Raw genomic sequence first — 23446 nt, forward strand, 5'->3', positions numbered from 1 at the left:
GAACCGCCCATTGCGAACCTGCATAATGGGTGGTGTGGGAGGGACGGGTTAAACGCCCTTCTCGACCCGATTATGCCGTTTGTTACGATCAACTCTCAGTACAGCGATCGACTTCAGCTTTGTGCGGGGCCATTAAGTTGCTGCTGAAGTTGTTGTACTTCTTCGATCGATAGCCCCGTCCCAAGAGCAACCACCTCGACCGCTAAACCATTGCGTAGGAAGTTAGTGGCAATTTCTCGTTGCTTTCTGATTTCTGCTCTTGCCTCTGCTTCTTCCTGAATTGAGCGGTAAATGACAGATTCTTGCATAATGTCCCTCCGTACTAAACTGTAAATCACGTCTTGCTCTAATCTTAACCCAGCTAAAATTGCCGAGGCTGCCATCAGATTTGCCTGTGTTGCGGGGTCTTCAATCTGATCCACGATTTCAGTCGCTTGGCGTAAGGTCTCTGCGGGAGTTGCGGTTTGTCCCAGTGCCGCAAACGGCAGTAGACCCGGATATTGCAAAAAGACTGAGGTGGGTTGCTCCCACAGCCGAATCACATCAAATTCGTGACGAGTGCGTTCCATCTCATAGGCTGTTTCATAGACAAGTGGAGAGGTGGTCGGCTTCAGATAGATCACCACCTGCCGCATCGTTTTGTTTTTGTAGCGTCGCTTCCCTCGAACCCGATAATCCAACATCCGAAATGGAATTTCTTCCTTTGGCAACGTCTGGAACTCAATGTGAAGAATCGAGTCCTCGGATTGAAGCAGAATCATGGCATCGGCTCGAATCGGGTCGAGCGAAAGCTCTGACGGTTTGAGTTCTGTCATCATGACCGTTTCTCCCATCAGCCAACTGGCGAAGTCGGCGGAGAAGTGTTCGGCAAGAAATCGGCAGGTATCATCGTACATAGAAAATAAGAGATTGTACGATCTAAAACGCCAAATTGCTTTTAGCTGAACCTAAATTTTGATTAGGCCCTGTCATATTCCGACTCAAGATGTTAACTCTTCAAGTAATTTTTTGAATTCTTCCCTTTCCCTAATTAATTCAAAGTCTGAATCCTTCCGTGCTAGCTGCCTAGCTTTTGATGGAGCAAGATTTATTGCTTGATTCAGGTTTCTTACAGCTTCCTCAGAGTTGCCTAGAAAAGCATAGTAACAGGCTTGATTGTACCAAGTAGGATAATTAGGCGCGATTAATGTTGCTTGTTCAAAGCACTCAATCCCTTTGCTAGTTCCTTCTTGCTCATTGTTGTACCACCTTCTGTATGCAAGACCTTTATTGACCAATGCTATGAAGGGAAGTTGCTCAAGCTGAATGGCGCGATCGTAGCAGTCGATAGATTTCTTATATTCCCCTACCATTCTTCGCGCATTTCCCAAACCAAGATAAGCATAATAAGTTTCTTTGATCTCAAGCGCTTGTTCATATTTCAGTACTGCTTCTTCATACTGTGAAATAATCTCCTTGTCTTCGTCTACATAGCTTGCCGAACCAATTCTTCTGAACCAAGCGTTAATTGATTGATATTTTGATAGCACTTGATAATTTGCTAGGTAAAACAAGCCATCTCCCCATTTTGTATAATCCTGAAACGTCAAACGCAATCGAGGATTTTCGGCTTTAAGAGATTGAAGTTTAGCTATCAATTCTCTCAACATTTCTTGAATTTCAGGTTTTATTTATTCTTGAAAAATAAATTTGCTGATGGGAAACAATCTGAAATTTCTTGAATGATTTCATCCTTCTGCGTTTGAGCGACTAGAGCGCTTCTCAGATTGTCGAGCTCTTTTTCAAAATCGTTCTCAATTTCCCCTTTTAAGTTTTTGAGTTCTTTCTTAAATTCTTCTTCAACTTCTTCTTTGAATTGTTTCCTTAGCTCAATTTGCAAACTATTAATTACGCTTTGTCTTAAAACCCAAACAGAGATGCCTATTAGAAATACTGCAAAATTGAACTGAGTGAAAAATCTGGTGTATGAGCGATCAACCTATTTCTCAATATTATCTCTTACGCTTGCTTGTGTAGCTCCTCTAGGATTAAGCATTAGATACGAACTAATCCCAAACGTCGTCGCCATCATTAATAGGTAAAGAGTAGCCGAAATCGACAACAAGAGTGTAGGTAAGTTATTCTGCTTGCTCTGTGGCTTTTTATTTTGCATATAGCGGGCGCACTTAAAAATGCAGGAAACTAAAAAGGACACCCTCAGTCGCAAAGTCTGGAAAATGCGGCTAATTCGGCAGCTTCATGAGGCGGGATATAATCAAGAGCAAGTGGTGAACCTATTCAGTTTTTTGGATTGGATCTTGGTGTTACCCAAACGTCTAGAAGATGGTTTTGGATGGAGCTAAAAGCCTACGAGGAGGAACGTCAGATGCGCTACATTACGAGTGTTGAACGAATTGGCTACGATCGAGGAAAACAAGAAGGCCGACAAGAGGAGCGGCAATCACTAATTTTTCTACTGTTAGAGCAGAAAGTAGGGCAGTTACCCAAGTCTCTCAGCGATCGCATCTTGACCCTATCCACTCAACAACTAGAAGCGCTGGCGATCGCTCTGCTCAACTTTACGTCGATCGCTGACCTCACTGCTTGGCTAGATAAGATGGGCTGATTGTATAGAAAGCGATCGTTCCATTGGATGTACTTCAGCTACCAGTGAGCAATTTAGTTTGATTAGGCTATTAATCTTGTTGTCTAGATAACCAATAACTTAATTTATATGTAATTTCAAAATCTTCTTCAATACAAAGGCCATAAATAAATGTCATAAATCTCATCAGCACTATTATTTGACAGCCCGTGTAGCTCACAGCATGAAGATCAAATGCTTGGTATCAATGTGAAGATAATAAGATATTGGAGACCTGTGCTGATATGAATTTATGCAGGATAAATCAAACTTATCTTTTCTTGAAACTTCAACTCACGAGGCAGATCGAGCGATCGACCAACTCAGCGATCGTAAGCAAGTCTGGATCACGACAGATACTTCAAGACGCATCGAATATTTACACCGCTGTATCAAAAGTGTGATTGCTGTCGCAGAAGAGTGGTCAAACGCTGCTTGCATCGCGAAAGGGATTGATCCGACTTCACAACTGGCAGGCGAAGAATGGATGGCTGGAGCCGTAGCGACGTTGCTAAATATACGCCAGTTGATCACCTCGCTTCAAGCAAACGGGCAGCCTCGCTCGGTAAAAATTCACACCCGATCGAACGATCAGATCGTCGCTCAAGTCTTTCCAAGAAGCTTTGTCGATCGCTTGCTGTGGCTGGGTTTTAGAGGCGAAATCTGGATCGAACCTGGCAAACCCGCCACTCAAGGACTCATCTACCACAACAAGCCCGCGAATGGAAAAGTTGCACTTGTGTTGGGCGCTGGAAACATCTCCTCGATCGCGCCAATGGATACGCTCTACAAACTCTTTGTTGAAGATCAAGTCGTACTGCTCAAGATGAATCCAGTCAACGACTACATGGGAGCCATTTTAGAACAAGCGCTACAGCCTTTGATCGCCGATGGATTTGTGCAGATCGTTTACGGTGGGGCCGATTTGGGACGCTATCTCTGTCAGCATTCTCAAATTGACACCATTCACATGACAGGATCGGCTCAAACGCATGATGCGATCGTCTGGGGCAATTCACAAACACCCCTCCAGAAGCCCATCACGTCAGAATTGGGCTGTGTCACCCCGATTTTGGTCGTTCCTGGCGACTGGTCAGCCTCAGGTCTGGCGTTTCAAGCACGTCACGTCGCTTCGATGGTGGTACACAATGCCAGTTTTAACTGTGCCGCTGCCCAGGTCTTAGTCACGTCAGAAAGTTGGCCACAGCGTGAAGCCTTTCTCACCCAACTTAAACAAGAACTTGCAAAAATCCCGGCGCGTCAGGCGTACTATCCAGGAGCAGAAGAACGGTATCAGGCGTTTCTCGATCGCTATCCCCAGGCAGAAATTGTGGGCGAAAAAGTAGCTGGATCGGTGCCGTGGACAGTGATTTCAAAAGTGGACGAGTATGCGCTGACGACAGAAGCGTTTTGTGGCATTGTGGCAGAAGTTCAGTTAGAAGAGGCGGAGGTTAAAAGCTTTTTAAGCGCAGCGGTTGAGTTTGCCAATACAAAAATCTGGGGCAACTTGTCCTGTATGGTGTTGATTGATTCTGTCACTCAAAAGCACTGTGCAAGGGAATTAGAACATGCGATCGCTCACCTGCAATATGGCGCGATCGGAATCAACGTTTGGACGGGCATCATTTATTTCCTCAGTTCGCTCACCTGGGGCGCTTTTCCAGGCAATTCGCTCAAAAATATTCAGTCAGGGTGCGGCATCGTTCACAATACTGACCTGTTCGAACATCCCCAAAAATCAGTGCTGCGTGCCCCCTTTCGGATTCGTCCGACTCCTAGCTGGTTTGCGGGTCACAAGACAATATTGCCCCTCGCTCAAGCCTTTGCAACCCTACAGGCGGCGCCCAATTGGAGACAGTTTATTAAGGTCGCCTGGTTAGGACTGTGGGGATGAGTGCTTAACGGGCAAAGGGGGTTGAATCAGGGAAGCAGAAAAGACCGATCGAGAACCGTTTTCCGTCCACTAGGAGGTCAATGAACAGAAAGCGAAGGTCAAATCAAAGCACGATCGCGGGGTGTGTGGCGCTGTTATTTTCACTGCTGATTCCTTCTTTGTTGAGTTTAGTTGGGCTGTTTCTCTCGCTGTGGATTGTTACGCCTGCGCCTACTTTTTTACTGTTACCGCTGGCCGTTGGTGCCCCAGAAGTGAGTCCCTGGCTAATCGCGCTCAATCTTTTTGCGGTTCTTTTGATGCTGAGAGGCCTTCATCACGGTTGGATCTATCGAATCGCATTTGCGTGTAGTGTTGTAGCTTTTGTGTTGAGCTTGATTCCTCTGATGCAGTTTCCGATCGCCCATCAACGAGCCTCTACAGCAATGCGTCAAGCGTTGGGAGAAGCCTATCTATCAGAGATTCCTCAAGAAAAACAGGCGCAGTTTCGACCGTCTCCCTTCGCGTTGCTAGATTCGTTTCGTGGCATTCCGCTTGGTGAAATTCGCTATACCCCTGGTATTCAATTTGCGAATCCTGACAGTGCAGCTTTAAAGTTAAATTTATATCAACCGTCGCAGTCTGGAAAGTATCCCGCGATCGTGATCATTTATGGAGGCGCATGGCGATCGGGCACGCCCAGCAGCAATGAGGCGTTTAGTCGATATATGGCGGCGAGGGGCTATGTCGTGGTGGCTGTAGATTATCGTCACGCCCCTGAGTTTCGATTTCCGGCACAAGTTGAAGACATCAAAACGGCGCTCAATTTCATTCGTCAAAGTGCAGATGACTATGAAATTGATCTCGATCGCGTGGCCGTCATGGGACGTTCAGCAGGTGCCCATTTAGCGATGCTGGTGGCCTATCCCCCCAATTCTTTTCCCTTTCGCGCTGTCGTCAACTACTATGGCCCAGTTGATCTGACGGTTGGCTATCGCGATCCGCCTGACCCTGACCCGATCGATTCTCGCACTGTTCTCAAAGCCTTTTTGGGTGGCACTCCTGACGAATTGCCCGAAGCTTATCAGTTCGCTTCTCCGTTGAGCTATGTGACGCGCCCATTGCCGCCCTCGCTGCTCATCTACGGCAAAAACGATCATTTGGTGCAGTCAAAATTTGGACGAGCCTTGTTTGAGCAACTTAAACTTGTCAACAGTCAGGCAGTTTTTATCGAGATTCCCTGGGCAGAACATGCCTTTGACGCTGTATTTAACGGAGTCAGCAATCAGTTAGCGTTATATTACACCGAGCGGTTTTTGGCATCTGTGCTTCGTTAATCTGGCCGTTAATCTGAGTTCGACAAAATTTTTTCGCTGCCATGTTTGACAGAATTTGGATAGCACCCTTCCACAGAGGCGTGATTCTGGCATGAGCGATCGTATCAATCCGTCAATCCGTCAAACAGTCAAATTAAACGACCTTCAGAATTGGTCAGCTTAGATAACTCGACTAAGAACTGCTATAAAATAAACCGAGAACGCCGCACATTTGGAGTGAAATGGTTTCTTTACCCAACCATCGTCCCAAGCAGCTTTCGCTGGGCCCCTTAGAGGCAGAAATTCTGCAAATCATCTGGGAATTGGGCAGCGTCACTGTCAAAGAGGTTCACGATCGCATTCTCACTGACCCCGATCGCGAGTTAGCTTACACCTCTGTCACCACGGTACTCAATCGGCTGACCAAAAAGGGTTGGCTGGCTTGTGATAAACAAAATCGCAGCTTTTCGTGGCGACCGCTCATTTCACAAGGTGAGGCGAATGCGCTGCAAGCTTATGAACAGTTAAACCAGTTTTTGGCGGTCGGAAACCCTGATGTGGTCGCTGCGTTTGCCGATAGTCTCGATCAAGCCAGCGTCGAACAGCTAGAAGCGATCGCCCAAAAACTACAAGCCGCTCGTCGAGCCAGGGAGGGAAAATCATGCACTTGATCTTGCTGTTGTCTGCGCTGAGTGCGGCGTTTGGCGTTCGTTATATCAGCTTAAATGCTCAACCGACGACTCGCTGGAATCGCATCCTGGGACTATTTCTCTTTTCGCCACTGCTGCTCTTGACGACGGCGATCGCCATTCTCTGTATGGGGCCACGCGGTCAGATGGTGCGCTGGTGGGAAGGCTGGGGCAGTTATGGATTGGCGATCGGTTTTTTGAGTTTGGCGATCATTCTGGGCATCCGTTTGCTGATTGAAGGGCGGCGATCGCTTCAAAAAATTCGTCAGTGTCCCCTGGTCGAAGTGTCTGGGAGAACGGCTCGATTGATCGACAACCCTACGCCCTTTGTCGCTCAAGTTGGATTTTGGCAACCAGAGTTAGTCGTAAGCAACGGATTACTAACTTCGCTGGATAATGAGCATTTAGCAGTCGTCTTTGTCCATGAGCAGGGGCATTTTTACTACCGCGATACCTTCTGGTTTTTTTGGCTCGGTTGGCTACGTCGGCTCACAACCTGGCTGCCCCAAACCGAAGCGCTCTGGCAAGAACTTCTGATCTTACGCGAACTGAGAGCCGATCGCTGGGCCGCCCAAACCGTGGATAATCTGCTGTTGGCGGAGGCGTTACTTTCTGTAGTCAGCGCGCCTCAGATTCAGCCCGAAGATTTGTGTGCTTCTTTTAGCAGTGCTGTGGTGAGAAATCGACTTGAGGAACGAATTGATGCTTTGTTAGACGAGTCAGACTGGTCGATCGAAGGGCAATCCTTTGCGGGTCACTTCAAGAAATCGTGGCTATGGCTGCTTTTGGTTTTGCTTCCTCTCGTGGTTGTCCCCTTCCACACTTGAGACGAGAACAGGCGAGGACAAGCAAATAATCGAAAGGGGCGTGTGACAGGGCATCATTTCGCCCCCTCTTTTTATCTAAATTAACGACAATTCGACAACGGTTTTTCGCTGCGTTACTTAGTGCTTCTGCCCCAACCCCCCAATTCTGGGAGACTTTAAGAGAGGATTTTCGGTTCAAAGTCCCTCACTCGTAGGGGATTTAGGGGGCTGCCCAAATGACAACCGCAGCGAGAGATTTCATCGAATTCGCATTATTCAAGATGGCTACTGCGCCGTTGCGGGTTGTTGGGGTACAGAGGCACCGGGACGACTGGAATCGTTGTAGCGTCGGGGCACCTGAGCAAATCTGTAATTGGTCAAACTGCTGGCAGTTGTGAAGTGCTGATTGATCAGGGGCAAGCCTTTGTTAGCTAATCCAATCAGATCGGGATTTTGACCAAAAGCAGCCTCACGTTGAAAAATCGCAGCATTCTCTAAGTGAGCATTCACGCCGCCTTCATCCAGATAAGCCCGATCGAACTGCACTCCAGAAAGGGGCTTCATCCGATCCATGATGGCTTGTTGTTTGGGGCCGGGTGCCGTTGGCAGTGAAATTCTCAGTTTGGGGGCGATACGTTGCAGGTCAGCTTTTACTTGAGTTTGCTCGTTGATTTCAGCTTGGGCAAAGTTTCTGACGTTGGGGTTGTTCGATCGCTGCAAGGCCAGTTGTCCCAGCATGATGTTGCCCAATCCAGCTTGACCCGCGTCTAAAACAAATTGGCGATCGAGGGAGTTAGCTTGAGCATTGGGAGCGGGCGTGATACGAGGGGTTTGAGCCACTGCGGAGTAGCCGATCGAGATAAAAAATCCAACAACGATAAACGCGAGGGCGGCTAGAACTTTTCTGTTCATTTCTAATTTTCCTGATCAAGTCCATTTTTTTGATATGAGGTTCCGCAAAAATTCAACGGTTTGAAATACCAGTTGTGGCGATCGCTAGAAGTCTCGACTATCTCTAATGGTGACTTGACGGCTTGAGGTTTCCTCTCTCTCAAGTCAGGTTTAGAAGGGGAGGAGGGAGGAGGGAGGAGGGAGGAGGGAGGAGGGAATTTCGTTAGGCTTGCGATTTAGAATCTGTATTAAATGCGTTCAAGTTTTTAATCGAGTGAAGTTCTTGAGAGCGTTTTTTAGAAATGGAAAATGGATCATTGCTCCTGATGCTGCTCATGATCCATTCCCAATCTCTAATTAATTAACGTTCGCTGATAGGATATGCACCGGGCTTGACTGCAAGCTTTACAGTTTGACCTGACCGATTGACCTCCACCGCCAAATCAGACCCGATCGTACTTCTCTCAACCGCTTGCTGCACCTCGTTAGACGCTTTGACCGATTGACCATTGACGGCCAAAATCACATCTCCTTTTCTGAGTCCGGCTCTGGCAGCAGGAGAGTTTTGGGCGACATCGACGATTAATACTCCGCGATCGACTTGCACTCTGATTCCTAACTCAGGATTGCGGTTTAACTCATCTCGATTAGCAGGGCTGAGATCCGTCATCTGAACGCCCAAATAAGGATGGTCAACGCCACCTTTGGCAATCAGTTGGTTTGCAATTTGTTGAGCGCGATTGATCGGAATGGCAAACCCCAACCCTTGAGCGCCACCGATAATTGCCGTATTCATGCCAATCACTTCACCGCGCTGATTTAACAAGGGGCCGCCTGAGTTGCCCGGATTGATCGCCGCATCGGTCTGAATAAAGCTGACTCGCCGATCGGGAGATCCAATTTCGCTGCTTGATCGCCCCGTCCCACTGATGATGCCAGCCGTCACGGTGTTGTCGAGTCCGAGTGGATTACCGATAGCGATCGCCCATTCTCCTGGTTTGAGTTGATCTGAGTTGCCCAGCCCAACGGTTGGCAGATTGTTTGCTTGGATTTTGACCACGGCCACATCCGTCAGTCGGTCTTCTCCCAAAACGCGCCCCGCAAACTCACGTCCGTCTCTAAGCGTCACCGTTACGCTGGTTGCCCCATCGACTACGTGGGCGTTAGTCATAATCAGTCCATCCGATTTGATGATGAAGCCTGATCCAGTGCCACGAGACTGTCGCCCTTGAGCCGATCGACTGCGCGCCGTGCGCGAAGAATTAATCCGAACGACAGCCGGCCCGGTCTTATCCACCGCATTTGAGATGAAATTGGTGTCATTTCCCGGAATTGCCGGAAGTTGAGCGACTAGTGGCTGAGATTGTCCGGCATTGGTTGGGGCGAGGTGTGACCCCAAAACGGCTGTCATTGCGCCGACTGAAACGAGAGAGAGCGAAACGATCGATTTTTGTAAAAGATTAGCAGCCATTGTTGAGTTCCAGAAAAGAAGGGATGTCGAGCCTGTAAAAAATGTCCTCCTCACCAGCCAAGAAAGCCGTCCACCAACGATTAACTTAATTTCTTGCTTTCTTTAGTGTGGCGAATGAATATGACAAAGAAATGTCACACTGAGTAAACCCTGTAGTAGAGGCCCTGAGACTGGCAGCACCCAAATGAGTTGTTTGAGATGAATGTAAAATTCCGTATGTCTCCAATTCTAAGAGAAGCTGAATTTGATGAAATTGTTCGCCTCGCGTTTTTTAATCCTAAAGCCTCTATCAGGGACGACTCTAAACAAGAACTCTTGACCTTAAGAAAGAGCGATTTAGGATCGTGAATTAAATAAGATCGTTTATTGCCAAGCGACTTCGCCCCCTAAATCCCCCATTCTGGGGGACTTTGAGACCAAAAAAATTCTGGAATTGCAAAACGGGTTCGAGCTTCAAAGTCTCCCAAATTTGGGGGATTTGGGGGGCTGCAACCCATTGAAACGAAGCCAAAATTAGCTGACTAGGCATATTTAGAGAATTTCAGGTTAATAAACTCGCGTTCCTTAAGAAAGATCGATCGCTGGCTTGGCAGTTCTCAAGGGCGATCGTAGCGGCAACTCAATCTGAAAGGTCGAACCTTTGCCCGGAGTGCTAGTAGCGGTGATTTGACCTCGGTGCGCCTGGACGATTTGTTGTGCGATCGCTAACCCCAATCCAAATCCTCCCGTCTGCCGCGATCGCGCCATATCCACTCGATAAAATCGCTCAAACACATGAGGCAAATCTTCAACCGGAATGCCAATGCCGCTGTCTTCAACCTGAACGATCGCCCGACTCGATGGAGCCAAAACTCGTAGCTGAATCGTGCCCCCAGCAGGCGTATATTTGAAGGCATTGTTGAGCAGATTGACGACGGCTTGTTTGAGCAGTTCTGCGTCAGCTTTGAGCAAAATTGGCTGATCAGGAAGCTGTGTTGTGAACGTGAGTTGTTGGGTGTCTGCTTGCGTTGTATAAGTTGGAATCAGCGATCGCACCATTTCAACTAGATCAATTGTCTGTAGCGTTGTCGGATTTAATTGTCCTTCATTGCGCGAGAGAAATAACAAGTTGCCAATCAGCGTACTCATCGATTTCGCAATCTCGACAATATTCTGTAACCTCAAGTGTTGTTCTTGCGAATCTTCGGGCGGCATCAATCCGACTTGAGCATTACTTAACACTGCCGCAACCGGGGCGCGTAATTCATGAGAGGCATCGGCGGTAAAACGCTGTAATTGTTCATACGATCGTCGTGTCGGCTGCATGGCCAATCCACCCAAAAACCAGCCTGTTAACCCAATTACACCCAACGTCATCGGCACGCCCAACATCAAAAAAAATCGCGCCTCATTCAAACTTTGACGCAGCGGAGTCAGCGAGGCGGCTACTTGCAGATACCCGATCGGCTGTTTGTTGCGCCGTACCGGGATCGTAATTTGTCGGAGCCATTCTGGTTTGGTGAATGACCCATTACGATATTTCCACCGTTGCAGCGTTTGATATCCCGCTGTCGTGTCTAGTTGCCCAGTTCCTCGATCGCCCAAAGCTCGTATTAGCCGCCCTGTTGGGTCATAAAATCGAATGTAAAGCAAATCTGGATTGAGCTTGGGTTTGTCTTCCCACAGCGGCATTTCTGGAGGGATTGGGTCTGACGCACCAAGCAGTTGATCCGCGATCGCCTGACTTCTTTTATACAGCGACCCATCAAACGCCTTAAGCTGCTCCTTCACGGCCAGAGAATAGCCCACCCCCGCAAAGACAATCAGAATGCTCCCCATTGAGAAAGCAAACCAATAAGCAAGATTTCGGCGACTGCGATCGAACATCAAAAATGTGTGACTTCAAGTAATTGAGTTGAGAATTGATTTTTTGATCTGACTGCCCCCTTCGTTTTAGCGTAAATTCAACAAAGTCTTTCCGCTGCGTGGTCAAGCGTCTGCCTCCCACCTCTAGGGAACTTTAAGACAAAGCTTATTTCGTTTTAGCTAATCATCACTCAGACGGTAGCCTACCCCATACACCGTTTCTAGCCAATCTTTTGCGCCCACCGCCTGCAATCGTTGCCGAAGTCTGCGGACGAGCGTCGTCACAGCATTACTTTCTGGCTGACTGCCCCATCCCCAAAGCGCCTGCTCGATCTGTTCGTGAGACAACACCTGGCGAGGGTGACGCATTAGATATTCCATAAGCTGAAATTCGCGCCCGGATAGCTGAGTTGTGAGAGCGTGACGCTCGATCGTTAGATTGGTCAAATGAAGCTGCAACTCTCCTAAGCTCAAGGTGTCTCCTTTCCAGAGCGGCGATCGTCGTCCCAGTGCCCGAACTCTGGCTAACAACTCGATCACATCGATCGGCTTCACCAGATAATCATCGGCTCCTGCGTCCAGTCCTGCTACTTTGTCGGAGGTTGTGTCTTTGGCTGTCAACATCAAGACGGGAGCAGTTTTGCCGACTCGACGATAATGGCGACAGAGATCGAGACCACTCACTTTGGGCAACATCCAATCTAATATCAGCAAGTCATAATTGCGGTCAGAAATCAGCCATTGCGCCGTTTCTCCATCTTCGACCGCATCGACCGCGTGACCGACTTTTGACAGGGCCGTGCGGAGGGGTTCCAATTGTGCCGGGTCGTCTTCAGCGAGTAAGATCAACATGCCGCTTGCAGATTTGTTTTTCCCATCCTATAGCACTGCCCCATTATTCATCGGACTTTCGTGGTGATTTCATGCCTCGCTACTCGTGGTTCAAAGTGTTTCGGTCTTTGGGGCTAGAATTTTGGCTCTTGTTGCCTGTGCTGGGTTTGTTGGCCTGGTCAGGAAGTGGATTGATTATGGATTGGGTGGTGAGCCGCTCTTCGGGACTCGACAAGGCTCTGTCAGTTAATTCTCAAGAGGCGAGAATCAAGGTGTTATCGATGCAGGCGACGATCGCTCCCAGTCGAGGCATTTCCAGGGTCAGGGTGCAAACGACTCATTCAAAATTGAAGGTGCTGGAGTATGAATTTTTGACGACGCAGCCTGCCCAAATCGAGAGACAAATTAGCCAAGAAATGGGATTACCACTTGAGAAGGTAAAGAAAGCGATCGAGTATCGGATCGTGCAAGGTGATTAAGATAGTGAATTGAATTAGTAGGCAATGTGCAACTTTCTGATCAACGTCGCTGTTGAAGGGGAATTAAGGGGCATCTCTAGACTGTGCCTCCGAATCCACCAGAAGCGGTAAGTAAAAAATGTTAAGTTGGTGAAGTTTTTTCGCTTCGCTGTTCAATTTTTTTGCCCCTTTCTAAGTAACGTCAGTTCGATGAACGCTTCGCTTCGCTTTTAGATCTAGGAACGCCCCCTAAATCCCCCACGGGTGAGGGACTTTGAACAGAATTCCTCTCTGAAAGTCCCCCAAAATTGGGGGGTTGGGGGGCAAAAGCTGTGAACAACGGAGCGGAAAAACTCTCATCGAATTCACATTAAGAAGCAGGGAGAATGAGAATATGGGTCTTCATGACGACTTGATAGAGAAAGGCTGTCTGTAAATTCTTTTTTAGAAATTGCCAGAATTCTTCTTCTTGTAATGGAGAGTACAACATTAATTCACAAACTGCGCCTGAATACACTATGACGATCCCACAAGACAATCCCCGTGTCTGAGCTAAATTCTGGATTTTTGGATTCGGCCCGGCTTTTGTTTGAGCTACAGCAGGGCAATGAGATTGCTCAAAGTCTGAGTGGCTGTTTGGAACCTGAAACGATCGCTCGTCAAGTCACCGAGGGGCTAGTCGAAAAGTTTGGCTGTGCGTTTGCGCGGATTTGGATTGTGGAACCCGATCGCACCATGCTCAGACTGGTCGCTTCTTCGGGGGTGTATACGCGGCTGGATGGAGCCTTTGCCAGGGTGCCGATGGGGGCCTTCAAAGTGGGCAAAATCGCACAGCACTGCATTCCTTTTTTGAGTAATCAGCTAGCCGAAGAAACCTGGGTCAAGGATCGGGAGTGGGCGATCGCGCACAAAATTCGGGGATTTGCGGGCTATCCGCTGGCGGCAAACGGCAAGGTGGTCGGCGTGTTGGCGGTCTTTAGTCAGCAGATGATGCAGCCCGAATTTCTAGAAGTTTTGCAGGGGCTATGTACGACGGTGACGGTTGCCTTAGAGAATGCGCTTCTGTATCAACAACAAAAACAGCAAATTCCCCAATCCTCTACTGGTGCGCCGCTGTCTGAGCAGTTGTCTGATCTGCTGCAAACGACCCGTCTGATGCTGGTGGGGACTGAGCGATCGCTGACAACCCCGTTGATTAATCTGTTTCTCAGAGCGACTGAGCTTCTCGGACAAAAGCAGTGCATTTATTGTCGGCTGACCTATGGAGACGATCGTATTTCATTAGAGGCGATGATTTCGGGAGAGCGATCGCCAGAAATGGTATTTGCGTTTGACGAACTGCTGTTTGTAGCATCCTGTCTGGGCGGAACTCTCAGCATTCAAACAGTTAGTCAAAAAGCAATTCAAGTTTTGTTGATGCTGCCTTATCCCAACTGTGTGCTGGGTTCACGAATACGAATTCAGTGTCGATCGTCGGTTTTACAATTAGCATTCACTCAGTTGTCTTATTTAGCTGGATTAAGCGTTTCAACTTCTTCTGACTCAGCGATTCCGTTACTAACCGATGATTTAGAACAGATTCATTCCGCCAACTGTGTTTTATGGATTGCTTCTGGTCAACCAACCCCTCAAGATGTGAAAGCAACGCTTGATTTGTCGATCAGTCCGGGGCAGCTACGCGAAGCAATCGAGTCCGTTCTTCAAGGAAAAACCTGGGGAGGCGAGCAGCCAGAAACTCAAGGACTATCCGATCGTGAGCAAGAAATTATGACCAGGTTAGCTCAGGGGATGCGCGATCGAGAGATTGCTCAAGAACTGCACATCAGCGAGAGTACGATCAAATTTCATATGAACAACGTTCTCTCAAAACTAAAGGCAAAGACTCGCTACCAGGCGCTTTATCAAGCAGTTGTCAACCACTGGATTTAGCGTGGATTCGATAAGTTTTTTTGGCTGGGGCGTTTATGGCTTCTGCCCCCCAACCCCCCAACTTGGGAAACTTTCAGACAAAATCTCTTGTTCAAAGTCCCTCACTGGTGGAGAATTTGGGGGCATTTCTGAATCTATGACCGGAGTGATTTCATCAAATTCACGCGATCGACGATCCCAATCTTTCGGACGTATCGCTATCTAACGCTGATTTGGCTGACTGCCAGCGCCTCGACTAGACTACGAACGACAGCAATCATTGCCACTTCGCTATCGAGTTTGTTGACCGCAGATCCGACCCCCACGCCAGCAGCACCCGCAGCGATCGCCAAGGGAGCCGTCACACTCGACAATCCAGATGCACAAAGGACAGGAACCGCCACCGCGCGAGAAATCTCATAGGCAGCGGCCAACGTAGGAGCGGCTTTCTCGATCAGTCCCAATACGCCAGAGTGGGTCGGTTCGCTGCTGGTGCCGCCTTCGGTTTGGATGATGTCGGCTCCGGCTTTGACCAGGGCCTCAGCGAGGTGGACTTGTTGATCGAGCGGCAAACTGTGAGGCACGGTGACCGAAAGGGCGATCGTCGGCAACAATGCACGAGTCTTCTGAGTTAATGCCAACACTTCTTCGGCTTCAAATCGACGACCTTGGGCATAAAAGCTATCAAAGTTACCGATTTCGATCAGGTCGGCTCCCGCATTTACAGCGATGACCAACAAATCAGGATCGACCGCAGAAACGCAGATGGGCAGGTTTGTAAGCTGTTTAGCCATCCGCACCAGATCAGGATCAGCAGCAATATCGACAAACGTAGCACCTCCGCGATCGGCCGCTCTCACAACAGCAGCGACGCGATCGGCATCAAAGTTATTTAAGCCACTGATAATCTTGAGGGCACGACCGAGCGCAAGGGCGTTTTGTAGCGTGGGAGAAATCGTCATAAAGTTTCTCAACTAACGAAAATGAGTACAGACTATTTTGCCACCGTCTGCCCGGAGATTCTAGGGAGTTTTGAGTTGAGTTCACTTTCCTCACGCCCCACCCGCATAAAACACACTCAATGAACGTGTAATCAGAAGCAATGCATAGAGCAGTCTTTAAGTCCATGACTAGAGCCACGAAATTTTTACTCCAATTATCGTCCTGTCACGATCTGTAATGCCTGCTTTCTATTGGTCTGAATACACCTTTCACAGGGTGGGAACCTACAGACTCAGACCTACCAACTTGCTTAGAAAACTCCAGCTTAAAGGAGTGTCTGAAAACAACCCTAACGTCATCAGGATGACAATCATGCAAACTCTCAACTCAGCAGACTTTAATCAAGAAAAATCAGAAGCGTTCGCTGGACGAATGCTAGACATCTTAAATAGTGGTGCGATCGCTATCATGACCTCGATCGGGCACCGTACTGGATTGTTTGATACGTTGGCTAATCTGCCACCTGCCACAAGTCAACAAATTGCCGATGCCGCCGGATTAAACGAGCGATATGTGCGGGAATGGTTAGCTTCGATGGTGACAGGGCGTTTTGTGGACTACGACCCGATCGCAAGCGCTTACTCCTTGCCTGCCGAACACGCTGCATTCTTGACGCGATCTGCCAATCCCAATAACATGGCTGTCGCGGCTCAATTTGTTCCATTGATGGCAACGGTTGAAGATCAGGTAATTGACTGCTTCTACAAGGGCGGGGGCGTTCCCTACTCTGCTTACAAGCGCTTCCATGAAGTGATGGCAGAAGATAGCGGGCAGACCGTAGTTACGGCTTTACAAGAAGCAATTCTCCCGATGGTTCCCGGTTTAACAGCCGCTTTAGAAAAGGGGATTAATGTTCTGGATGTCGGTTGTGGGAGTGGTCGTGCGATCAATGCGATGGCCCAGCAATTTCCGAACAGTCGCTTTGCGGGGTATGACTTTTCTGAAGAAGCGATCGCGATCGCCCAGTCCGAAGCCCATGATCGCGGGTTAATCAATACTCAGTTTCAAGTTAAAGATGCGGCAAACCTGGACGAAGTAGAACGGTACGACTTGATTTGTACCTTTGATGCCGTTCATGATCAGGCACACCCCGATCGCGTGTTGCGTGGCATTCATCAGGCGTTACGCTCTGGCGGAATTTATTTGATGCAGGATATTCGGGCTGCTAGTCAAGTTCATGACAATCTCGATCATCTAGCTGCACCCTGGCTCTATACCATCTCTTGTCTGCACTGCATGACGGTTTCTCTAGCAACAGGTGGCATGGGACTAGGCACAATGTGGGGGAAAGAAAAGGCACTAGAGATGCTCACAGAAGCAGGATTCGCCAAGGTAGAAATTAAGCAACTCGACCATGACTTTATAAATGACTATTACATTGCTCAGAAGCACTAGTGCGTCATGGCAAAAGTTTTGCGCCGTGTAGATGGGTGGCTTGTTCACTGATTCACCATTCACTCATCTACACCTGACTGAACCGTTATTTTCGCCATTCTGCGCCAGGAGGAGACTGACAATGTGCCAAATCTGTACCTTAGCATCATGCTATCAGAGACCAAATAAACAAGACTCACTGCTCTTTGAGACCCGATCTTTTTCAGCATTTATCAACCAGGCTATCACCCAGAAAAAACAAGGAACTACACCTGAACAATCAGAGCTTGGCATTAGCACAGCTTTGGCAAACAAAATACTGCCATTGAATTTGGCGGACGATCGCAATGACTGAAATCAATTTTTGCCCAAATATTCAATCAGGTGACTCAGGGAGGATCATCAATGTCTGACAATACGCTTAACGAAATCCAGAAACACTCACTTGAGCAAGCTCACAGATCACAAGAAGTTTTACAATTCTGGTTTCCCAATGAATTTACTCGCGATCAAGCCTCGATCGTTCGTCAGTGGGCCTGGTGGTTTCGGGGCGGTGGAGATGGCGAGATCATCGAGCGGTTTTCATGTCTCATGCAGCGAGCAACACGAGGCGAATTGGACGATTGGGCGGGTAAACCTCGATCGCGATTGGCGCTGATTCTTATTCTGGATCAGTTCTCACGATCGCTCTATCGGGGAACGGCTCAAGCATTTGCACAAGACTCGAAGGCTTGCAAACTGGCGATCGACGGCATTCATTTAGGGCACTACACAGCACTAGAAACGCCTTGGGAGAAGACTTTTTTCTTTATGCCGCTGGGTCATTCTGAGGATCTCAATCACTTGGAGTGGGCGATCGAGCTTGCAGATGAGCTTGTCAAAGAGGCACCCCCAGACCACCAATCGCTGTTGGAGTTTTCGGCGGCCCAGGCTCGTAGACATCGAGAGGTGCTTGCTCGGTTTGGTCGTCAGCCTCATCGCAATCAACTGCTAGGACGGCGATCGACCCCCGAAGAACTAGAATATCTGGCGTATGGACAGTTTGCTCATAACCATCCGTTCCCGCCCCATTTGATACAACTACTTTCGTAAATCTAGAATGGGTCAATCCCTCTATGGGAACTTTGTACCCCCGATCCAGCATCTATAGACTTGAGGGTATAGTTCGATCGCCAAGTTCCAACGCATCTACCTGATCCCACCGCTCAATGAATAAAGAGTCAAGAAGGCACTCAATAGCAGGATAGATAAGTCTGTGAGCTTCTTTCGTTCCTCCCAATCAGAAACACCTGAACCCCTTTTAGGCGGCCGCTACAAGCTGATTGAGCAGTTGGGCGCAGGCGGCTTTGGTCAGACTTTTATCGCGGCCGATCTTCACCTGCCTGGAAACCCCCATTGTGTCCTCAAGCGCCTCCAGCCTCAGTTTTCTGACGTAGAAAGCCTGCAAACAGCTAAACGATTGTTTGATGCAGAAGCTCAAGCGCTCTATCAGCTTGGAAGTCACGACCAAATTCCTCGTCTGCTGGCACACTTTGAGCATGAACAAGAGTTTTATCTCGCTCAAGAGCTAGTCGTGGGGGAGCCTCTGACAAAAGAGTTGATCGCTGGACAGCCCTGGGCAGAATCTCAGGTCATTGCCCTCTTGCGGGATCTTCTCAGCGTTTTGACCTTTGTGCATCAGCAGAATGTGATTCACCGCGATATCAAACCTGCTAATCTAATGCGCCGCCGTCACGATCGTCGGATCGTCTTAATTGATTTTGGAGCCGTCAAGCAAGTAACGACTCAATTCACTTACTCTAATTCAGGCGCAACCCAGACGATTGCGATCGGCACTCCGGGCTACATGCCCAATGAGCAATTCGCCGGAACTCCCCGCTTTAGTAGCGATGTGTACGCCGTTGGGATGTTGGGAATTCAGGCATTGACGGGCGTTTCACCCAAATCTCTCGTTGATGACCCATACACCAGCGAAATTCAATGGCGAGATCAGGCAACTCAGGTGAGTGAAGCGTTTGCGGCGGTTTTGGACAAAATGATTCGCTATGACTTTCGTACCCGGTACACACAGGCCGCAGAAGCGCTGGTGGCGATCGAGCAGTTGGCGATCCCATCCGCAAATTCTTTGTCCATTCCAATTCCGCCGACTCAAGATTCCACGATCAACTATGAGAAGCAAGCGGCTACTATTCCACATCACCCGCCGTCTCCTCGTCAGCAACCCGTTGGTCAAGAAGTAGAAGTTTCTCATCCCGAACCTTTGCCTTCTGAACCTTTGACAGCCCTTAATACAGTCTGGCTGTCTACGCTGACACAGCTAAAGCGACTGGAGCCTAGAACACGAATGCTATCTCTCGCCGGGTTAGCCGTTCTTGGGGGATTGGTTGTCTTCGTCAAGCCCTCGCCCTCGCCTTCTCCTCAACCCATTAGCCAGTCGTCCTCTAGCGCCCAGGTGTCTCGTGCGGTTGTGTCGCCTTCACCTTCTCCCGATCCGATCGCTCAAGCAGCCACGCTACTAACCCAGGCCAATCAGTTGCGAGAGCGAAAGCAATTTGCACAGGCATTAGACGTTTACAAGCAAGCGATCGCCCTTAACGCAAAGTCTCCAGAAGCACATTGGGGGAGATGCTATAGCTTGAACGTGTTAGAGAAATTTACAGAGGCGATCGCAGCCTGTAATGTGGCACTCAAGTTAAATCCTAATTATGCAGAGGCGTTGTGGAGTAAGGGATATTCTCTTGATCGCCAGGAGCAAGATCAGCAGGCATTGGCGCTCTACGATCGGGCAACGACTCTAAAACCCGATTTAGCAGAAGCCTGGAACAATAAAGGAACTGCGCTATTACAGCTTAATCGTCCGGCTGAGGCGTTGGCTGCGTTTGATCAAGCGACGCGCAGAAAGCCTGATTTGGTCGAAGCCTGGAATAGTCGGGGAGTTGCACTCTGGAATCTGCGTCGATTTGATGAAGCGATCGTCTCGGTTGATAAAGCAGTTCAAATTCAACCCAACTATCAACCTGCTTTAGGTCTACAGCAACAGATGCGGCAGCGATCGGGACGCTCTAATTGAACGTCAGTTCGATAAACTTTTTCGCTTCGTTGCCAGGGGATTCGCCCCCTAAATCCCCCATTCTGAGGGACTTTGAATCAGCATAATTTCTTTGAACTCTGGAACTTTCTCTGGGTCAAAGTCCCCCAATTTTGGGGGATTTAGGGGGCTGAAGCTGATCGCAACGAAGCGAGTCACTCTCATCGAACTGACGTTAATTGAGAGCAATGAGAGAATCTGAGGGTTGTGGATTTAATAAAACCGACCATTGCGTAGGGTGTGTTGAGAGATGTTGGCTCTCCCTCTTGACTTTCAAGACAATCGCTACAAATTGCTACCTATTTAACGTGAATTCGATAGAGTCTTTTCGCTTCGGTATTTAACGCTTCTGCCCCCCAACCCCCCAAATCTGGGGGACTTTCGGACAGGATTTCTGGCTCAAAGTCCCCCAAACTTGGGGGATTTAGGGGGCTGCCTGGAGTGATCGCTACAGCGAGGAATTTCATCGAATTCACGTCTATTTAGGGCGAAGTGATATTGAGGAACCGGACAGATGCGGGCAGCGGGTCGATCGGAAACAAGTTGACGGTCTGCTGAGAGGGCCGCGTGTTGAACCTCTGCTGAAGTTGTGAGGTTGGGTTGGGATCGCGCACGAGTCTTGCACAGGTGTTTGAAGGGGTGGCACTTGCGATCGTTTGACACTGTTTGATTGGGGTTCTGAGCGTTCCTACACTCGTGGGTGCAATGATTTGCCAGCCGACTCCGATCGTTTGTTCTGAGACGGTGAGTTGATTGGCTTTAGAGGATGAACCCAGATCAGAAACGACAGAGGGACGCGCATAAACCCCTTCTGCATGGGCGATCGCGGCACCTATTAGCGTCAACCCAAAAACTGCGAGTTGGTGAGAACGATGTATCATGATCCAGGCTCCTGATGCGTGATGAAGGATAGGTCGGGTGATCTCTCAAACCGAATCTTGAAGCGGGTCTACTTGAATTTTAGAAGCTAAAAAGTGCGACTGCTCCAAACTCGCAGGCTTTGTATGTTGGAGATAGAAATTCACAGATGAAAGCGTTTGTCACGGGTGGAACGGGCTTTGTCGGCGCAAATCTGATCCGACTGCTGTTGGACGAAGGGCATACCGTCCGATCGCTGGTGCGAGATCAGAGTCCATTAAATAATTTGCAGGGTCTTGATGTTGAAATCGTTAAAGGAGATCTCAACGATCCTAACCTGGATGAAAAAATGCGGGGATGCGAATGTGTGTTCCATGTGGCGGCGCACTATTCTCTCTGGCAACGGGATCGCGATCGTCTCATTCAAAACAACGTCTTGGGAACGCGGAATGTGTTGGCGGCGGCTCGTCAGGCAAAAGTTGAACGCACCGTTTATACGAGTTCGGTGGCGGCGATCGGGGTTGGTTCTGATCATCAGCCTGTAGACGAAACGCATCAGTCGCCCGTCGAAAAGCTAGTCGGGTACTACAAAAAATCCAAATATCTGGCCGAACAGGAAGCCATCAAAGCGATTCAAGCCGGACAGGATATTGTAATTGTCAATCCAAGCAGTCCGATCGGAGCGTGGGATCTCAAACCTACGCCGACGGGGGATATTATTCTGCGATTTTTGAGACGACAAATGCCTGCCTACGTCGATACCGGATTGAATTTTATTCACGTCCAGGATGTTGCCAAAGGGCATTTATTAGCCTTGCAAAAAGGGAAGACGGGCGATCGCTACATTCTCGGCAACCAAAATCTCACCCTCAAACAACTGTTAGACGAACTGAGTCAAATTACCGGAATTCCGACCCCGGCTCGATCGATTCCCATCTGGATTCCCCTCAGCGTCGCCTGGATTGATGAACGCCTGCTTGCACCGTTGGGCAAATCGCCCTCAGTCCCGATCGAGGGGGTGAAGATGTCTCAGCATCCGATGTACTACGATCCGAGAAAGGCGATCGTCGAACTGGGACTCCCACAAACCCCCATCCCCGTCGCCTTAAAGGATGCCGTAAACTGGTTTATATCAAGGGGTTACACAGATCAGAAATGAGAAATGAACCAGGCTTAAATCAAAGCTTCATCCCTCATCCCTCTGCGAAGCGTATTACCCCCAAAGGGGGAACAGATCATCGAAGACAACCCCTCATCCCTATCTTGTGAGGAGAACATCATGGCGATTCAATTACAGCAAGCGATCGAGATTGGCAAGTATCTGGTCATGCAACGGCTGAAAGGGAAAAAACACTTTCCGCTGACGCTGATGTTAGAACCCTTGTTTCGCTGCAATCTGGCTTGCTCAGGGTGTGGCAAAATTCAGCATCCGACCGACATTCTCAAGCAAAATCTGACCCCAGAACAGTGCTTTGCGGCGGTCGAAGAATGTGGTGCGCCTGTGGTAGCAATTCCCGGGGGCGAACCGCTGCTGCATCCCCAAATCGATCAGATCGTGCGGGGACTGGTCGATCGCAAAAAATTTGTTTATCTCTGCACCAACGGCATTTTGTTAGAAAAGAGTCTCGATAAGTTTCAGCCCTCTCCCTATCTAACGTTCAGCGTTCACTTAGACGGAATGCGCGAATGGCATGATAAGTGTGTCGATCGCAAGGGCATTTTTGATACGGCGGTGAAAGCGATCAAGGCAGCCAAAGCGAGAGGCTTCCGGGTGACGACGAATACGACCATTTTTGACGGCGCAAAAGTCCAGGAAATGCAGGAGTTTTTCGACTATCTGACGACGCTGGGCATCGACGGCATGATGATTTCTCCCGGTTACAGCTACGAATGGGCCCCCGACCAGGAGCATTTTCTAACTCGTGATCAGACGCGCGCCCTGTTTCGAGAAATTTTAGCTCCCTACACCGCAGGCAAAAAAAACTGGAACTTTAACGCCAACCCGCTGTTTTTAGACTTTCTTACAGGCGAAAAAGACTACGAATGCACACCCTGGGGAATGCCCAGCTACAGCGTTTTAGGCTGGCAAAAGCCCTGTTACTTGTTAAACGAAGGTCACTATTCCAGCTACCGGGAACTCATCGACAAAACCGACTGGAGCCACTACGGTCGAGCCAGCGGCAACCCCAAATGTGCAGACTGCATGGTGCATTGTGGCTACGAACCCACCGCAGCAATGGACTCGATGCAACCGCAAAATATTGGGCGATCGCTCGGTGCCGTCTTTGGGAAGTAAGGAGTGAGGAGTAAGGAGTGAGGTGTGGGGAGTTTTGAGGTAGAGTCATCTGATCAGAGTTTGCGGACACAAGCCCCTGTATGAAACTCTCATTTCCTGCTTCATCCCTCATCCCTCTCG

The 23446-nt window shown here is 48.9% G+C and carries 23 protein-coding genes; 13 read left to right on the forward strand and 10 right to left on the reverse strand.

The window, feature by feature from the left end:
- Positions 1-113: 113 nt before the first annotated feature.
- From ACKFKH_RS25225 to ACKFKH_RS25235, 3 genes are all read right to left on the reverse strand, one after another.
- A complete protein-coding gene (locus ACKFKH_RS25225) occupies positions 114-896 on the reverse strand; it encodes an Rpn family recombination-promoting nuclease/putative transposase (RefSeq protein WP_446861099.1) in 783 nt (260 codons plus the stop codon).
- A gap of 84 nt (positions 897-980) precedes the next feature.
- Positions 981-1649 (reverse strand): TPR end-of-group domain-containing protein, encoded by a 669-nt coding sequence (locus ACKFKH_RS25230; protein ID WP_446861100.1) that lies wholly within the window; start codon positions 1647-1649, stop codon positions 981-983.
- Between the two features lie 17 nt (positions 1650-1666).
- The gene (locus ACKFKH_RS25235; protein ID WP_446861101.1) at positions 1667-1879 is read right to left on the reverse strand and encodes a hypothetical protein; all 213 of its coding nucleotides are present in this window, start codon (positions 1877-1879) and stop codon (positions 1667-1669) included.
- 292 nt (positions 1880-2171) lie between these two features.
- Here ACKFKH_RS25235 and ACKFKH_RS25240 point away from each other — a divergent pair, with 292 nt between their 5' ends.
- The 6 genes from ACKFKH_RS25240 (at position 2172) to ACKFKH_RS25265 (ending at position 7325) form a co-directional block, all read left to right on the forward strand.
- The gene (locus tag ACKFKH_RS25240) at positions 2172-2342 is read left to right on the forward strand and encodes a hypothetical protein (RefSeq protein ID WP_446861102.1); all 171 of its coding nucleotides are present in this window, start codon (positions 2172-2174) and stop codon (positions 2340-2342) included.
- A 23-nt stretch (positions 2343-2365) separates the two neighbouring features.
- A complete protein-coding gene (locus tag ACKFKH_RS25245) occupies positions 2366-2605 on the forward strand; it encodes a DUF4351 domain-containing protein (RefSeq protein ID WP_446861103.1) in 240 nt (79 codons plus the stop codon).
- 271 nt (positions 2606-2876) lie between these two features.
- The gene (locus tag ACKFKH_RS25250) at positions 2877-4517 is read left to right on the forward strand and encodes an aldehyde dehydrogenase family protein (protein ID WP_446861104.1); all 1641 of its coding nucleotides are present in this window, start codon (positions 2877-2879) and stop codon (positions 4515-4517) included.
- 80 nt (positions 4518-4597) lie between these two features.
- Entirely contained in the window at positions 4598-5830 is a 1233-nt protein-coding gene (locus ACKFKH_RS25255; protein WP_446861105.1) for an alpha/beta hydrolase fold domain-containing protein, read from the forward strand.
- 221 nt (positions 5831-6051) lie between these two features.
- Positions 6052-6480 (forward strand): BlaI/MecI/CopY family transcriptional regulator, encoded by a 429-nt coding sequence (locus ACKFKH_RS25260; RefSeq protein ID WP_446861106.1) that lies wholly within the window; start codon positions 6052-6054, stop codon positions 6478-6480.
- A complete protein-coding gene (locus ACKFKH_RS25265) occupies positions 6471-7325 on the forward strand; it encodes a M56 family metallopeptidase (RefSeq protein WP_446861107.1) in 855 nt (284 codons plus the stop codon). Before ACKFKH_RS25260 ends, ACKFKH_RS25265 begins: the two co-directional genes overlap by 10 nt.
- A gap of 264 nt (positions 7326-7589) precedes the next feature.
- Here the strand turns inward: ACKFKH_RS25265 and ACKFKH_RS25270 are convergent, their stop codons facing one another.
- The 4 genes from ACKFKH_RS25270 to ACKFKH_RS25285 all read right to left on the reverse strand — a co-directional run bounded on the left by ACKFKH_RS25270 (position 7590) and on the right by ACKFKH_RS25285 (position 12363).
- Positions 7590-8216: a DUF4142 domain-containing protein gene (locus ACKFKH_RS25270; protein ID WP_446861108.1), complete on the reverse strand. Its 627-nt coding sequence runs from the start codon at positions 8214-8216 to the stop codon at positions 7590-7592.
- A gap of 340 nt (positions 8217-8556) precedes the next feature.
- A complete protein-coding gene (locus ACKFKH_RS25275; protein ID WP_446861109.1) occupies positions 8557-9666 on the reverse strand; it encodes an HhoA/HhoB/HtrA family serine endopeptidase in 1110 nt (369 codons plus the stop codon).
- A gap of 564 nt (positions 9667-10230) precedes the next feature.
- Positions 10231-11532: a sensor histidine kinase gene (locus tag ACKFKH_RS25280; protein WP_446861110.1), complete on the reverse strand. Its 1302-nt coding sequence runs from the start codon at positions 11530-11532 to the stop codon at positions 10231-10233.
- A gap of 159 nt (positions 11533-11691) precedes the next feature.
- On the reverse strand, positions 11692-12363 hold the full coding sequence (locus ACKFKH_RS25285) for a response regulator transcription factor (RefSeq protein ID WP_446861111.1): 672 nt from the start codon (positions 12361-12363) through the stop codon (positions 11692-11694).
- 71 nt (positions 12364-12434) lie between these two features.
- On the opposite strand from ACKFKH_RS25285, the gene ACKFKH_RS25290 reads away from it, so the two are divergent.
- Positions 12435-12821, forward strand: coding sequence for a hypothetical protein (locus ACKFKH_RS25290; protein ID WP_446861112.1), 387 nt, complete (start codon positions 12435-12437; stop codon positions 12819-12821).
- 522 nt (positions 12822-13343) lie between these two features.
- Positions 13344-14729, forward strand: a complete 1386-nt coding sequence (locus ACKFKH_RS25295; RefSeq protein WP_446861113.1) for a LuxR C-terminal-related transcriptional regulator — start codon at positions 13344-13346, stop codon at positions 14727-14729.
- A 197-nt stretch (positions 14730-14926) separates the two neighbouring features.
- Here the strand turns inward: ACKFKH_RS25295 and ACKFKH_RS25300 are convergent, their stop codons facing one another.
- The gene (locus tag ACKFKH_RS25300) at positions 14927-15670 is read right to left on the reverse strand and encodes a DUF561 domain-containing protein (protein WP_446861114.1); all 744 of its coding nucleotides are present in this window, start codon (positions 15668-15670) and stop codon (positions 14927-14929) included.
- 352 nt (positions 15671-16022) lie between these two features.
- On the opposite strand from ACKFKH_RS25300, the gene ACKFKH_RS25305 reads away from it, so the two are divergent.
- From ACKFKH_RS25305 to ACKFKH_RS25315, 3 genes are all read left to right on the forward strand, one after another.
- Complete coding sequence (locus tag ACKFKH_RS25305; protein ID WP_446861115.1) at positions 16023-17105, forward strand: class I SAM-dependent methyltransferase; 1083 nt, start codon at positions 16023-16025, stop codon at positions 17103-17105.
- 384 nt (positions 17106-17489) lie between these two features.
- The gene (locus ACKFKH_RS25310) at positions 17490-18176 is read left to right on the forward strand and encodes a DUF924 family protein (RefSeq protein WP_446861116.1); all 687 of its coding nucleotides are present in this window, start codon (positions 17490-17492) and stop codon (positions 18174-18176) included.
- Between the two features lie 163 nt (positions 18177-18339).
- Positions 18340-20154, forward strand: coding sequence for a protein kinase domain-containing protein (locus tag ACKFKH_RS25315; RefSeq protein ID WP_446861117.1), 1815 nt, complete (start codon positions 18340-18342; stop codon positions 20152-20154).
- 317 nt (positions 20155-20471) lie between these two features.
- On the opposite strand, the gene ACKFKH_RS25320 is transcribed toward ACKFKH_RS25315, so the two are convergent.
- Together ACKFKH_RS25320 and ACKFKH_RS25325 are read right to left on the reverse strand one after the other, a co-directional pair.
- Positions 20472-20639, reverse strand: a complete 168-nt coding sequence (locus tag ACKFKH_RS25320; protein WP_446861118.1) for a hypothetical protein — start codon at positions 20637-20639, stop codon at positions 20472-20474.
- 15 nt (positions 20640-20654) lie between these two features.
- Entirely contained in the window at positions 20655-21053 is a 399-nt protein-coding gene (locus ACKFKH_RS25325; RefSeq protein ID WP_446861119.1) for a hypothetical protein, read from the reverse strand.
- 146 nt (positions 21054-21199) lie between these two features.
- Between ACKFKH_RS25325 and hpnA the strand changes: the two genes are divergently transcribed.
- Both hpnA and hpnH read left to right on the forward strand, forming a co-directional pair.
- The gene (gene hpnA, locus ACKFKH_RS25330; RefSeq protein ID WP_446861120.1) at positions 21200-22189 is read left to right on the forward strand and encodes a hopanoid-associated sugar epimerase; all 990 of its coding nucleotides are present in this window, start codon (positions 21200-21202) and stop codon (positions 22187-22189) included.
- 120 nt (positions 22190-22309) lie between these two features.
- On the forward strand, positions 22310-23326 hold the full coding sequence (gene hpnH, locus ACKFKH_RS25335) for an adenosyl-hopene transferase HpnH (RefSeq protein ID WP_446861121.1): 1017 nt from the start codon (positions 22310-22312) through the stop codon (positions 23324-23326).
- Positions 23327-23446 lie beyond the last annotated feature (120 nt).

It is taken from the genome of Phormidesmis sp. 146-20 (genome assembly GCF_052939475.1).